This is a genomic window from Flavobacterium sp. UBA2787 (assembly GCA_002352205.1).
Lineage (GTDB): Bacteria > Bacteroidota > Bacteroidia > Flavobacteriales > Flavobacteriaceae > Flavobacterium.
The window spans coordinates 80,002-94,093 of sequence record DEHZ01000008.1 but is presented as its reverse complement, the minus strand read 5'-3'; the positions used below and the strand labels follow the sequence as shown (position 1 = coordinate 94,093).

The following is a 14,092-nucleotide window of genomic DNA, read 5'->3' as shown; positions in this document are numbered from 1 at the left end:
TAAAATGACAGAACAAATCCAACATATCGACCAAAAACTTTTCGAAATCCTCGAAGCAGTTTCCGATCCGGAAATTCCGGTTCTATCGATAATGGAAATGGGCGTCGTTCGTTCTGCCAAATTACAAGATGGAATCGTCAATGTTCAAATTACGCCAACCTACAGCGGTTGTCCGGCAATGGATGTAATTGGAGATGATATCATCAAAGCCTTTCAAGAAAAAGGATTAGAAGCCAAAGTAGAACTAGTACTTTCTCCGGCTTGGACAACCGATTGGATTACCCCAAAAGGAAGATTAGCTTTAGAAAAATACGGAATCGCTTCACCATTAAACGAAACAGCAGACAAAGAAGCATTATTAGGAAATAAAAAATTAGTAAAATGTCCACAATGTGGTTCATTCAACACAAAATTAGTAAGTCAATTCGGTTCAACAGCCTGCAAAGCATTTTTTCAATGCGAAGATTGTTTAGAACCATTTGACTATTTCAAATGTTTAAAATAGAAACCCATCAAAGTTTTGCGACTCTGCTCCCGATAGCTATCGGGATTGCGAAAAAAGAAAATTAAAATATGACCAATTCAATCGAATTAAAAATAAACAACAAAGTAGCCTTCATCTCCTTGAACAGACCAGACGTATTCAATAGTTTCAACCGTGAAATGGCTTTGTCTTTACAAAAAATAGTAACGGATTGTTCAACTGATAATTCCATTCGAGCCATCGTCATTACCGGAAACGGAAAAGCCTTTTGTGCCGGACAAGATTTAAAAGAAGTCACCGATCCGGATTTAAATCCCGGTTTCAGAAAAATTCTGGAAGAACATTACAATCCAATTATTCAAAAAATCAGAACAATTGAAAAACCAATTATTGCTGCGGTTAATGGCGTTGCAGCCGGTGCTGGTGCTAACATTGCTTTGGCTTGTGATATTGTTTTAGCTTCAGAAAACGCTTCATTCATACAAGCTTTTAGCAAAATCGGATTAATTCCCGATAGTGCCGGAACATTTTTCCTACCACGATTAATCGGATTTCAAAAAGCTTCCGCTTTAATGATGTTAGGCGACAAAGTTTCCGCTGTTGAAGCAGAGAAATTAGGAATGGTTTACAAAGTAATTTCTCCTGAATCATTTTTAGAAGAAGTAACAAAAATAGCCGAAACATTAGCTGAAATGCCAACCAAAGCCATCGGTTTAACCAAAAGATTATTAAATCAGTCGATGACAAATAATTTAGAAAATCAATTGGCATTAGAATCTGATTTGCAAATAGAAGCCAGTTCATCCAACGATTACAGAGAAGGCGTAACCGCTTTTGTTGAAAAAAGAAAACCCGAATTCAATGGAAACTAATTTGAAAATAGCAGTTATCGGTTCAGGCACCATGGGTAGCGGTATCGCACAAGTAGCCGCTACAGCCGGTTGCGAAGTTCATCTTTATGATACCAATCACACCGTATTGGAAAAGAGTAAAATCAACCTTGAAAACACCTTAACCAAATTAGTTGAAAAAGCAAAAATTGATGAAACTGAAAAAAACAGAATCATCAATAATATTTCGTACGCAACCACATTTGCCGAATTATCTCATTCCGATTTAGTCATCGAAGCCATTGTTGAAAATTTAGACATCAAGCGAAAACTCTTTTCCGAATTAGAAAATTATGTTTCACCCGAAACAATTCTATCATCCAATACATCCTCATTATCAATCGCTTCCATTGCCGCATCTTGTCAAAAACCGGAACGTGTAATCGGAATTCATTTTTTCAATCCGGCTCCGTTAATGCAATTGGTTGAAGTCATTCCCGCCATTCAAACCAGTCAAGAAGTGTTAGAACAAACCGTTCAAACCATCACCGACTGGAAAAAAATCGTTGCCATTGCCAAAGATACACCCGGTTTTATTGTCAACCGTGTAGCTCGACCTTTTTACAGCGAAGCCCTCCGAATTTATGAAGAAGGGAAAGCCGATTTCGCCACCATCGACTGGGCAATGAAAACCATCGGCGGCTTCCGAATGGGGCCATTTGAATTAATGGATTTCATCGGAAACGATGTCAATTACACCGTAACCGAAACTGTTTTTACGGCTTTTTATTTCGACCCAAGATACAAACCTTCTTTCACACAAAAGCGACTTTCTGAAGCCGGTTTTTTAGGCAGAAAATCAGGAAGAGGTTTCTATAATTACAATTCAGAATTACCAGAACCAACTGAGGACAACCAATTAGGGCAATATATCGTTGACAGAATTTTAGTGATGCTCATTAACGAAGCTGCCGAAGCTTTCTTTTTAAACATCGCTTCCGCCAAAGACATCGACAATGCAATGACCAAAGGAGTCAATTACCCAAAAGGATTACTCGCTTGGGCAGACGAAAAAGGAATCAATTGGTGTGTCGATAAAATAGACGAACTCTATCAAGAATACCACGAAGACCGCTACCGTTGCAGTCCGATTTTAAGAAAAATGAAGCGTGAAAACACAACTTTTTTCAAATAATGAAACCGAATGAAATTGTAAATAAAATGTTTCAAAACGATGCCTTCAGTCAATGGCTTGGCATCGCCGTAGAAGAAGTTTCCGAAGGAAAATGCATCTTATCAATGACAATCCGTAAAGAAATGACCAACGGTTTCGGCATCGCTCACGGTGGAATCACGTATTCCTTGGCCGACAGTGCTTTAGCTTTTGCCGCCAATTCCCACGGTCGTCAATCGGTGAGCATCGACACGTCCATCAATCACATTGAAGCATTGAAAGAAGGCGATAAAATCATCGCCATCGCCACCGAAAATGCTCTAAAAAATAAATTTGGGTTTTATACCATCGAAATAAAAAAAGAAGAAAAAACAGTCGCACTTTTCAAAGGAACAGTATTCCGAAGTGAAAAAGAGTGGGAATAATATAAAAATAATTAGAAGCGAATGGCTCGGGCTTTTTCAGTAAACCGTTTTCCCGCTTTCGCCTTTAGTCCCGTTTAAAAAACGGGAGCTACCGGCTCAATCGGGGCTAAAGAGCCAACCATAAAAGAGTAAATTATAAAACAAAAGTCAGTTTTCACCAGTCAGCAAAAAAGTGACAACCGACAACCGACAACCGACAACAATATGGAAGCATACATCATAGACGGAGTCCGCACTCCAATCGGAAGTTATCAAGGAACCTTATCAGCCGTTCGACCGGACGATTTAGGTGCTTTGGTCATCAAAACCGTAGTAGAAAAAAATCCAAACATTCCAAAAGAAGCTTATGACGATGTCATTATGGGTTGTGCAAACCAAGCAGGAGAAGATAACCGAAATGTGGCCAGAATGTCGTTATTATTAGCCGGATTACCGCATTCAGTTCCGGGTGAAACCGTAAACCGTTTGTGCAGTTCAGGATTATCAGCTATAATTCACGCCAACAGAGCGATAAAAGCAGGAGACGGTCACATTTTTATTGCAGGCGGAATCGAAAATATGACTCGCGGACCATTAGTTGTCTCCAAACCATCTGCCGCTTTTGGAACTGATAGTAAAATGTATGATTCCAGTTTTGGCTGGCGTTTCATCAACCCTAAAATGCATCAACAATATGGAACAGATGCGATGGGAGAAACCGCAGAAAACCTAGTTGAAAAATATAACATTTCAAGAGAAGATCAAGATGCATTTGCCTACAATAGTCAAATGAAAGCCGCTGCCGCTCAACAATCAGGTCGTTTGGCTAAAGAAATTGTTGCTGTTGAAATTCCGCAACGAAAAGGCGATCCAATCCTATTTTCAAAAGATGAGTTTGTAAAACCTAACTCAACGTTAGAAGGATTATCAAAACTTCGTCCTGCATTCAGAAAAGAAGGAAGCGTAACAGCCGGAAACGCATCAGGTTTAAACGACGGAGCAGCCGCAACCATCATCGCATCCGAAGAAGCAGTAAAAAAATATAACCTCAAACCATTAGCCCGAATTGTCAGCTCAGCAGTGGTAGGAGTAGAGCCTAGAATAATGGGAATCGGTCCTGTTGAAGCCACCAACAAAGCATTAGCAAAAGCCGGTTTAACTTTAGCAGACATGGATATTATCGAACTAAATGAAGCCTTTGCTGCACAAGTTTTAGCCTGCACCAGAGCTTGGGGAATTGCCGACAACGACCCTCGATTAAATCCTAACGGAGGTTCGATTGCTATCGGACATCCGCTGGGTGTGACAGGTGCGAGAATTGCTTATTCCGCCGCTTTAGAATTGCAACTAACCGGAAAACGATATGCCTTAATAACAATGTGTATTGGCGTCGGACAAGGTTATGCAGCCATCATAGAAAGAGCTTAAAACTTAATGAACCTTAATTACTTAATGGTTCAAAAAAAAAATAAATGTTGAAAATATGAACAAAACACAACATTACGTCCTCGGAAAATGGACCACCGGAACCGGCGAAGGAATTCCTTCATTCGATGCCGTTACAGGAGAATTTATCGCTTCCACAACCGTAGAAGGATTAGATATTCATGCCATTTTGCATTACGGAAGAACCAAAGGAGGAGAAAAACTCCGCAAAATGACTTTTCAAGAACGTGGAAATATGATAAAAAGTTTGGCAATGTATTTAACCAAACGTAAAGAACAATTCTACGAAATCAGTTACCGCACCGGAGCAACCCGCGTAGATTCGTGGATTGACATCGAAGGTGGTTTTGGAAATTTATTCGCCAACGCATCCTTACGAAAATTATTTCCCAACCAACCCTATCACGTAGAAGGTGACCCTATCGATTTGTCAAAAGGCGGCCGATTTATGGCTCATCATATATTAGTACCAAAAAAAGGTGTTGCTATTCACATTAATGCTTTCAATTTCCCAATTTGGGGAATGTTAGAAAAATGTGCCGTCAACTGGATGGCCGGAATGCCCGCAGTAGTTTTGCCTGCTCCGGTAACCGCCTATTTAACCGAAGCAGTCGTACAAGAAATCATCGCTTCAAACATACTTCCCGAAGGAGCTTTACAACTCATCAGCGGAACAACTAAAAATATATTTGATACCGTTGAAAGTCAGGATGTAATTACCTTCACCGGTTCAGCCGCAACAGGAAGATTATTAAAAGCTCATCCGAGAATTATTCAAGAATCCGTTCCGTTCACAATGGAAGCAGATTCATTAAATGCCTCTATCTTAGGTGAAGATGCAGTTCCCGGAACACCGGAATTTGACTTATTCATCAACCAAGCCAGAAGCGAAATTACCGTGAAATGCGGACAAAAATGTACCGCAATCCGTCGAATGATTGTCCCAGAAAAATTAATTGATGACGTTCAAATCGCTCTAGGAAAATCATTAGATAAAGTAACCATTGGTGACCCAAGATTGAAAGAAGTTCGAATGGGAGCTTTAGTAAGCAAAGCCCAAGCGGATGTATTGAAAAACAGAGTAAACGAATTGTCTCAAACGGCTTCGGTCGTGTATGGAGATTTCGATAAAATAAACATCATAGGTGCCAATGAAAAAGGAGCTTTTGTTAGTCCGATTGTATTGAGAGAAGACAAACCTTTTCAAAACTTATCGGTTCACGAAACAGAAGCTTTCGGCCCCGTTTCAACGATAATGCCATACAAAACATTAGAAGAAGCAATCGAATTAGCCCAAATGGGTAAAGGTTCATTGGTTTCCTCCATCGTAACCAATTCAGACGAAATCGCCAAAGAATATGTAGTAAATGCCGCTTCTCACCACGGAAGAATTTTGGTCTTAAATCGTGAAAATGCTAAACAAAGTACTGGTCATGGTTCGCCACTGCCACTTTTGATTCACGGTGGACCCGGTCGTGCCGGAGGCGGAGAAGAGATGGGTGGCGTTCGTGGAATCAAACATTATATGCAACGTTGTGCCATTCAAGGTTCTCCAACCACATTAACGGAAATCACCGGAATTTATCAACCGAATTCGGCTTACAAAGAAATTTCGCAACACCCGTTTCAATACCATTGGGAAGATATTCAACCCGGAATGTCGCTCAAAACACATAAACGCACAGTCACCGATACCGACATCATCAATTTTGCCAATTTAACGTGGGATCATTTTTATGCTCACACCGATATCACTTCGTTAGACGGAAGCATTTTTGAAAAACGAACCGCTCACGGTTATTTCATTTTAGCCGCCGCCGCCGGATTATTCGTTTATCCAAACAAAGGACCGGTTGCTGCCAATTACGGGCTCGAAGAATGCCGATTTTTACGACCCATCTACCACAACGACACCGTTTATGTTCGTTTAACGTGTAAACAAAAAATAGAACGCGATGTCGCTTCAGCCGAGCATCCTAGCGGAATTGTAAAATGGTTTGTTGAGGTTTTTGATGCTGAAAACGAATTGGTCGCCATCGCCACTATTTTAACAATGGTTCAGAAAAAGCAAGAAGTTTTTGTCGAAATGACCGATGATAGAATTGCTGAATGCCTGAATAAATTAACCGAAAACACCAAACCACAATGGGGAATTTTAACGCCGCAACACCTTTTGGAACATTTGGAACACGGTTACAGAATTATGTCGGGTGAAATTCAAGATTTCGAAATTGCAACGCCAGAAAAGATTTTGGATAAAGTGCACAATTCATTGTACAATTACGATAAATTCCCAAAAGGAACCGCTTTTCCAACGATGAAAAAAGGAGAATTGGAAGACTTAATCCACCCCGATTTTGCCACCGCCAAACAAAAATTCATCGAAGCCAGAGAAGCCTACAAAACATTTTTCAAAGAAAACCCAGAAGCCGTTCAAAAAAATATGGTTTTCGGAAATTTAAATAAATATGAATCCTATTTACTGGAACGAAAACATTTGAACCATCATTTTGAACAATTTGGAATTTTATAATATATGATTTTTTTAGAAGCTAATCCCGCTATCCGTTCCAAGCTTTTTTGTCTTGTTGCTTTTTTCTAAGGCAAAAAAAGAGCTTCCTCCGGTCGCTTTTTTTTACCAAGAAAAAATGCAACAATCCTTCAAAAGGCTTTCCACTGCTATCGGGGCTAGAACGAGAACTTAATGAATCTTAATCACTTAATGGTTTAAAAATTTTAAGCCTTAATTTTTAAAAAAATATGGACGCATACGTACAACAAAATATAAATAACAACATCGCCACCATCGAGTTTTTTCATCCCGAACAAAACTCATTACCAAGTGATGTATTAAAAGATTTAGCCAACACCATCACCGAAGCCGGAAACAACGACGAAGTAAAAGTCATCATCCTCAAAAGTGGTGGCGACCGAACTTTTTGTGCCGGAGCCAGTTTTAAAGAACTAATCGCCATAAACGACGCCGAAACCGGAAAAAAATTCTTCTCCGGATTTGCCAATGTCATCAACGCTATGCGTAAATGTCCAAAATTCATCATCGGAAGAATTCAAGGAAAGACAGTTGGCGGCGGAGTCGGAATCGCTTCCGCAACCGATTATTGTATGGCCACCAAATTTGCTTCAATCAAACTAAGCGAACTCAATGTCGGAATCGGACCATTTGTAGTTTCTCCGGCAATTGAACGTAAAATGGGTGTTTCAGCGATGTCACAAATCGCCATTGATGCCAACACCTTTTACGAAGCCAATTGGGCAAGAGAAAAAGGATTGTACGCTTCCGTTTTTGAAACCATCGAAGAATTAGACGAAGCCGTTCAAATATTTGCAGAACATCTTTGTACCTATAATCCGGAAGCAATGTTGGAAATGAAAAAGATTTTCTGGCGAGGCACCGACGATTGGGATAATCTATTAGCCGAAAGAGCCGCCATCAGCGGACGTTTAGTTTTGTCAGATTTCACAAAAGAAACATTGAAGAAGTTTAAAAATTAGTTTCAGGTTTCAAGTTTCACGTTGTAGAACTTGAAACTTGAAACCTGAAACTTGAAACAAAAAATTATGATCTACGAATTCAAAGGGTTCATCCCCGTCATACACGAAAGCAGTTTTATTCATCCGCTAGCAGCGGTTACCGGCAATGTGATTATCGGTAAAAATGTGTATGTCGGTCCCGGAGCAGCAATTCGTGGCGATTGGGGTGAAATCATCATAGAAGACGGCTGTAATGTCCAGGAAAATTGTACCATTCATATGTTTCCGGGTAAGTCAATGATTTTGAAAGAAGGAGCACATATCGGTCACGGAGCCATCATTCACGGAGCCAATATTGGTAGAAATTGTTTGGTAGGAATGAATGCGGTCATCATGGATGATGCCAATGTGGGTGACGAATGCATCATTGGAGCATTAGCATTTGTAAAATCAGGAACGCAAATTCCAAATCGCAAAATGGTTGTTGGAAATCCGGCAGTCATTATCAAAGATGTTTCCGATGAAATGATTGATTGGAAAACTAAAGGAACCGCATTGTATCAGCAATTGCCATTAGAATGTTACGATTCATTGAAAGAAGTTGAGCCATTGCGAGAAATACCGGAAAATCGTCCGACGCAGGAAGTATTTTATAAGACATTAGAAGAATTTAAGAAGAAATAATTTTGTTTCAAGTTTAAAGTTTCAAGTTACCGCAACCTGAAACTTAAAACTTGAAACCTGAAACAAATAAATATGTTTGAATTCAAAATGCCCAAAATGGGCGAAAGCATATCAGAAGCCACCATCATCAATTGGACAAAAAATGTTGGTGATTATATTGAAGCCGAAGAAACCCTCTTGGAAGTCGCCACCGACAAAGTAGATAGCGAAGTGCCTTCTCCTGTTTCTGGTGTGATTACAGAAATTCGTTTTCAAAAAGATGATGTAGTAGATGTAGGAACTGTTTTGGCATTAATTGATTCAAATCAGAATGCAGAAGTCAAAACTCAGAATTCGGTGGTTAAGAATGAAGAGAAGAAAGTTGCAGAAAAAATGGTGCAAACGACAACCCGCAACCCGCAACCCGCAATCCGCAACATTGATGCCTTTCTTTCACCTTTAATAATAAGTATCGCCCAAAAAGAAAACCTTTCCATCGAAGAATTACAATTGATTCCCGGTTCCGGAGCAGAAGGTCGTTTGCAAAAAAGCGATGTTTTCAACTACCTAAAAAACAGAAAATACCCGATTCAAAGCAACCCGCAACCCGCAACCCGCAACCCGCAATCAACTTTCCCCAAACCCAAAATTAATTTCACTGAAGGCAAAGATTACATAGTAGAAATGGATCGTATGCGAAAAATGATTGCTGATCATATGGTATATTCCAAGCAAACTTCGCCACACGTAACCTCCTATTTGGAAGCTGATGTGACAAATTTGGTGAATTGGCGAAATGAAAATAAAGACAAATTTCAAGAGAAATACGACGAAAAACTAACATTTACACCCATTTTTATTGATGCGGTGGCAAAAGCGATTCAGGATTTTCCATTAATCAATGTTTCAGTTGATGAAAATAAAATCATTGTACATAAAGACATCAATATCGGAATGGCAACAGCTTTACCAACCGGAAATTTAATTGTTTCTGTTGTAAAAAATGCAAATGAAAAAGACATCATTTCCATTGCCAAAGAAGTGAATCAGTTGGCAGAGAACGCTCGAAATAATAAACTGAAACCCGAAGATATTCAAGGAAGTACATTCACTATTTCCAACGTCGGAACATTTGGAAGTCTAATGGGAACACCTATCATTAATCAACCGGAAGTCGCCATTTTAGCGTTGGGAATCATCAAAAAAAGACCGGAAGTAATTACAACAGAAAAAGGAGATGAAATTGCCATCAGAAGTATGATGTTTTTATCTTTATCCTTCGACCATAGAGTAGTGGATGGATTTTTAGGAGGATCATTCTTAAAAAGAGTTGGCGATTATTTAGAGCAGTTTGATAGTAATACAAAAATATAATTTCTCTTTTCATAATTTGAATCGAGAGCAAACATAAACACAATGCAAGAAGTAATGACAGAAATTAAAGTAACAAAAGCAGCACATTCAACCGTTGGAGAAGTTGATTTAAACAACATCGTGATGGGAAAAAAATTCACCGATCATATGTTTGTTTGCGATTATCAAGACGGCGAGTGGAAAAATCCGCGAATTGAACCGTTACAGCTCATTCCAACTCACCCTGCCGCAATGGCTTTGCACTATGGTCAGGCTATTTTTGAAGGAATGAAAGCCACGTTGGGAAAAGATGGAACTCCTTTGTTATTCCGTCCTTATGAAAATGCAAAACGGTTAAATTTTAGTGCCAACCGAATGGGAATGCCGTCTTTTCCGGAGGAAATGTTCGTAGAAGCTTTGAAACAATTCACCGCATTAGAAAAACAATGGATTCCAACCAAAGAAGGAAGTGCTTTATATCTACGTCCGTTTATGTATGCCGATGAACCGTTCATTGGAATGCGTGCCGCAACTAGTTTTAAATTTATGGTAATTGCTTCACCAGCCGGACCATTTTTTAGTCGAAAAATTAAATTATATGCAGAGAAAAAATATGTTCGTGCCGTGAATGGCGGAACAGGAGAAGCCAAAGCAGCCGGAAATTATGCAGCCGCTATTCGTCCAACCGAATATGCTAAAGCAAAAGCTTATGATCAAGTATTGTGGCTAGATGCTCACGATTTTGAATACATCCAAGAAGTTGGAACAATGAATATTTTCTTTAAAATTGACGGTAAATTCATCACCCCGGATTTGAGTGGTTCTATTTTATCAGGAATTACTCGAATGAGTGTAATTGATTTGTTGCGTTCCAAAGGCTTTGAAGTAATCGAAAAACCAATTAAAATTTCCGAAATCATTGAAGCCTCAAAAAACGGAACATTAGAAGAAGCTTTCGGAACAGGAACAGCCGTTGGAATTGCGATGATTGAAGAAATTGGCAACAACGATTTCACTATCAAATTCCCTGAAAGCAATCCGGTTTCTGTAATGGTAAATGATACACTAAACGCTATAAAACTTCAAAAAGAAGAAGACCGATTCGGTTGGATTGTTGAAGCGAAGTAATAAACCTAAACCTTTCAGGTTTAAAAAAGATTAAAATGTTAGAAAAAAATATCCTGAAAAAAGCCTTTTCAACAATGGCAACCGCCAAAACGATGGCTGAATTGTATGAAGATAATTTCAAAATTGTTTCCAAATACGTTCACGCCACGTCACGCGGTCACGAAGCCATTCAAATTGCGATGGCGATGCATTTATTGCCACAAGATTATGCATTTCCCTATTACCGTGACGATGCAATGTTACTCGGAATCGGAATGCGTCCGTATGATTTAATGTTGCAATTAATGGCCAAAAAAGACGACCCGTTTTCAGGAGGTCGGACCTATTATTGCCACCCAAGTTTAAAAGATGTTGACAAACCGAAAATTCCACACCAATCTTCTGCAACCGGAATGCAAGCCATTCCTGCCACCGGAGCTGCGATGGGTTTCTGGTATAAAGAAAATACAGGAATTCAAGAGAACAATAAGCTAAAACCAATTGTCGTTTGCTCGCTAGGCGATGCTTCCGTAACTGAAGGCGAAATTGCCGAAGCCTTTCAAATGGCAGCTTTAAAGCAATTACCTATTTTATATTTAGTACAAGATAACGGCTGGGATATTTCTGCCAATGCGGCAGAAACCCGAGCTCAAAATGCCTTTGAATATGCCAAAGGTTTTCACGGAATCGAAGCCATATCGATAGACGGAGCAAACTTCACCGAAAGTTATTTAGCTCTTGAAAAAGTGGTCAAAACCATTCGTGAAGAACGTCGTCCGTTTTTGGTTCACGCCAAAGTTCCGTTGTTAAATCACCATACTTCCGGCGTTCGGATGGAATGGTACCGAGACGATTTGGAAGAAGCAAAATCCCGTGATCCTTATCCGGTTTTGATTCAGCAAATGGTGGAAGCGGGAATCACACAACAAGAAATTGAAAATCAATTGGCGGTGGCTTCAGCCACTGTCCAAGAGGATTTTATCAAAGCACAACAAGCAGAAGACCCAAAACCCGAAGATTTATTCACACACGATTTTGCACCAACGCCCATCACTGAAGAAGGAGGCGAGCGAAATCCATCCCGTGAGGAAAAAGTCGTGATGGTCGATTGTGCCTTATTTGCCGTAGAAGAATTAATGAAAAAACACGCTGAATGTTTGTTATACGGACAAGATGTGGGCGGACGTTTAGGCGGCGTTTTCCGTGAAGCAGCAACTTTAGCACAGAAATTTGGCGACGAACGCGTTTTTAACACCCCAATTCAAGAAGCCTTTATCGTCGGTTCAACGGTTGGAATGTCAGCCGTTGGTTTAAAACCAATTGTTGAGGTGCAATTTGCCGATTACATTTGGCCGGGATTAAATCAATTGTTCACTGAAGTCAGTCGTTCGTGTTATTTATCCAACGGAAAATGGCCTGTAAGTATGATTTTGCGAGTGCCTATTGGTGCCTACGGAAGTGGCGGCCCTTATCATTCGTCCTCGGTAGAAAGTGTGTTAACCAACATTCGCGGAATCAAAATCGCCTACCCAAGCAACGGTGCAGATTTAAAAGGTTTGATGAAAGCAGCTTATTACGACCCGAATCCGGTGGTGATTTTGGAGCACAAAGGTTTGTATTGGAGCAAAGTCAAAGGAACCGATTTTGCCCGCGTAAACGAGCCAAGCGAAGATTATATTTTACCGTTCGGAAAGGCCAATATTGTTCAAGAAATCTGGGAACAAGAAACGGCTGAAACAATGACTGTTATTACATACGGAATGGGCGTACATTGGGCGTTAAATGCTTCATCTGACATCAAAAATCAAGTCGAAATCATCGATTTGCGAACGTTGTATCCGTTGGATGAAGAAGCCATTTTCAAATCCGTTAAAAAAGCCAAAAAGTGTTTGGTTGTCACCGAAGAACCCACCAATAATTCGTTTGCACGCAGCCTAGCCGGACTCATTCAGGAAAAATGTTTCAAACACCTCGATGCACCCGTGATGGTCATCGGGTCCGAAAATATGCCTGCAATTCCGTTGAATAGCACGTTAGAATTTACGATGATTCCAAATGTGGATAAGGTTCGTGCTAAGATAGAAGAGTTGTTGAATTATTAGTGTTCAGTCGCAGTTTTCCACAATCTTGTCATTCCGTAGGAATCTCTTTTTAGTTCTCAGTCACAGTCACAGTTTTCAGTCGCAGTCTCAGTCACAGTTTTCAGTGGCAGTGTCCCCACAATCTTGTCATTCCGACGAAGGAGGAATCTCATACTGTATGACTTTTATTAATTTAACTATAATTCGTGTTGGTATGACAAAAAAGGTAATTCACCCTTTGACCAGGATGCAAGATATTGTTTCGTTAAGCGGATTTTACTGCTATTTGACATAATGTTTTTCATACACTACTCATACACTATCCATACTTCGGATAGGGCGATGGTATAGAGGAAAAGGCAATGTGACAATTTGAGAATGTGTCAAATTGACAATTTGAAAATGTGAAGTGGGATGGAAGATGGTAGGTAGGAGAAAAGCATTGTGAAATTGGGATTACTTGTTAGATTTTGAAATTTTGGTGGGGGTAAAGGTTTGTGTTGAATGAAAAAAGTTTATTTTTGTGTAGACAACCTTAACTGGCTAACAGCTGAATCCTGATGGCTATTTGTTTGATACAAGAGCGATTTGTATTTTACTAACCGGACTTTACTACTAATTTTTATATTTTTGAATTATGAACACGACGACAAAACCAAAACATATTGGCCGAAACATTAGCCGTATTAGAGAATTACGTGGAATGAAACAAGAAGCGTTGGCTATGGCTATTGGCGTGAGCCAACAGACCATTTCAAACATTGAGGGTAGTGAGACTGTAGATGAAGAAAAATTACAGTTAATTGCTAAAGAATTAGGAGTTACTGCTGAAGCTATAAAAAGCTTTTCTGAAGAAGCGGCAATTAATTTCTTTAATACTTTTAATGATAGTAGTCATGGGACTAATTTTTTAAACAATCAATGCACTTTTAACCCTTTAGATAAAGTAATTGCACTTTATGATGAAAAGGAAAAATTATTTGAACGATTGCTTCAAGCTGAAAAAGACAAGGTGACGTATTTAGAAAAGTTACTTAATAAATAATTGAAGGTTTGTT

At 39.5% G+C, this 14,092-nt stretch carries 12 protein-coding genes; all 12 read left to right on the top strand.

Annotated elements, in window-relative coordinates; all coding sequences use genetic code 11:
- Nucleotides 1–4 precede the first annotated feature (4 nt).
- Nucleotides 5–505, top strand: coding sequence for a 1,2-phenylacetyl-CoA epoxidase subunit PaaD (gene paaD, locus B4N66_RS06225; RefSeq protein ID WP_291093213.1), 501 nt, complete (start codon nt 5–7; stop codon nt 503–505).
- 68 nt (nt 506–573) lie between these two features.
- Entirely contained in the window at nt 574–1,356 is a 783-nt protein-coding gene (locus tag B4N66_RS06220; RefSeq protein WP_291093211.1) for an enoyl-CoA hydratase-related protein, read from the top strand.
- Nucleotides 1,346–2,509 carry a 3-hydroxyacyl-CoA dehydrogenase NAD-binding domain-containing protein gene (locus tag B4N66_RS06215; RefSeq protein WP_291093210.1) on the top strand — a complete coding sequence of 388 codons (1,164 nt, stop codon included), beginning with the start codon at nt 1,346–1,348 and terminating at the stop codon, nt 2,507–2,509. Before B4N66_RS06220 ends, B4N66_RS06215 begins: the two co-directional genes overlap by 11 nt.
- Nucleotides 2,509–2,913, top strand: a complete 405-nt coding sequence (locus B4N66_RS06210) for a PaaI family thioesterase (protein ID WP_291093209.1) — start codon at nt 2,509–2,511, stop codon at nt 2,911–2,913. Before B4N66_RS06215 ends, B4N66_RS06210 begins: the two co-directional genes overlap by 1 nt.
- A 204-nt stretch (nt 2,914–3,117) precedes the next feature.
- A complete protein-coding gene (gene pcaF, locus B4N66_RS06205) occupies nt 3,118–4,320 on the top strand; it encodes a 3-oxoadipyl-CoA thiolase (protein WP_291093208.1) in 1,203 nt (400 codons plus the stop codon).
- 55 nt (nt 4,321–4,375) lie between these two features.
- Entirely contained in the window at nt 4,376–6,871 is a 2,496-nt protein-coding gene (paaZ, locus tag B4N66_RS06200) for a phenylacetic acid degradation bifunctional protein PaaZ (protein WP_291093207.1), read from the top strand.
- A gap of 227 nt (nt 6,872–7,098) precedes the next feature.
- A complete protein-coding gene (locus B4N66_RS06195) occupies nt 7,099–7,851 on the top strand; it encodes an enoyl-CoA hydratase/isomerase family protein (protein ID WP_291093206.1) in 753 nt (250 codons plus the stop codon).
- Between the two features lie 66 nt (nt 7,852–7,917).
- Nucleotides 7,918–8,514, top strand: a complete 597-nt coding sequence (locus tag B4N66_RS06190) for a transferase hexapeptide repeat family protein (RefSeq protein WP_291093204.1) — start codon at nt 7,918–7,920, stop codon at nt 8,512–8,514.
- A 72-nt stretch (nt 8,515–8,586) separates the two neighbouring features.
- Entirely contained in the window at nt 8,587–9,867 is a 1,281-nt protein-coding gene (locus tag B4N66_RS06185) for a dihydrolipoamide acetyltransferase family protein (RefSeq protein ID WP_291093203.1), read from the top strand.
- A gap of 42 nt (nt 9,868–9,909) precedes the next feature.
- Entirely contained in the window at nt 9,910–10,974 is a 1,065-nt protein-coding gene (locus B4N66_RS06180) for a branched-chain amino acid aminotransferase (RefSeq protein WP_291093201.1), read from the top strand.
- A gap of 35 nt (nt 10,975–11,009) precedes the next feature.
- Complete coding sequence (locus B4N66_RS06175) at nt 11,010–13,055, top strand: alpha-ketoacid dehydrogenase subunit alpha/beta (protein WP_291093199.1); 2,046 nt, start codon at nt 11,010–11,012, stop codon at nt 13,053–13,055.
- 616 nt (nt 13,056–13,671) lie between these two features.
- Nucleotides 13,672–14,079: a helix-turn-helix domain-containing protein gene (locus B4N66_RS06170; protein WP_291093198.1), complete on the top strand. Its 408-nt coding sequence runs from the start codon at nt 13,672–13,674 to the stop codon at nt 14,077–14,079.
- Nucleotides 14,080–14,092: the final 13 nt, after the last annotated feature.

What these genes read in the sequence shown, in the direction of transcription:
- B4N66_RS06180 (WP_291093201.1), top strand. Translation starts at nt 9,910, where the DNA reads ATGCAAGAAGTAATGACAGAAATTAAAGTAACAAAAGCAGCACATTCA.
- pcaF (WP_291093208.1), top strand. Translation starts at nt 3,118, where the DNA reads ATGGAAGCATACATCATAGACGGAGTCCGCACTCCAATCGGAAGTTAT.
- B4N66_RS06190 (WP_291093204.1), top strand. Translation starts at nt 7,918, where the DNA reads ATGATCTACGAATTCAAAGGGTTCATCCCCGTCATACACGAAAGCAGT.
- B4N66_RS06185 (WP_291093203.1), top strand. Translation starts at nt 8,587, where the DNA reads ATGTTTGAATTCAAAATGCCCAAAATGGGCGAAAGCATATCAGAAGCC.
- B4N66_RS06220 (WP_291093211.1), top strand. Translation starts at nt 574, where the DNA reads ATGACCAATTCAATCGAATTAAAAATAAACAACAAAGTAGCCTTCATC.
- B4N66_RS06175 (WP_291093199.1), top strand. Translation starts at nt 11,010, where the DNA reads ATGTTAGAAAAAAATATCCTGAAAAAAGCCTTTTCAACAATGGCAACC.
- B4N66_RS06210 (WP_291093209.1), top strand. Translation starts at nt 2,509, where the DNA reads ATGAAACCGAATGAAATTGTAAATAAAATGTTTCAAAACGATGCCTTC.
- B4N66_RS06195 (WP_291093206.1), top strand. Translation starts at nt 7,099, where the DNA reads ATGGACGCATACGTACAACAAAATATAAATAACAACATCGCCACCATC.
- B4N66_RS06215 (WP_291093210.1), top strand. Translation starts at nt 1,346, where the DNA reads ATGGAAACTAATTTGAAAATAGCAGTTATCGGTTCAGGCACCATGGGT.
- paaD (WP_291093213.1), top strand. Translation starts at nt 5, where the DNA reads ATGACAGAACAAATCCAACATATCGACCAAAAACTTTTCGAAATCCTC.
- B4N66_RS06170 (WP_291093198.1), top strand. Translation starts at nt 13,672, where the DNA reads ATGAACACGACGACAAAACCAAAACATATTGGCCGAAACATTAGCCGT.
- paaZ (WP_291093207.1), top strand. Translation starts at nt 4,376, where the DNA reads ATGAACAAAACACAACATTACGTCCTCGGAAAATGGACCACCGGAACC.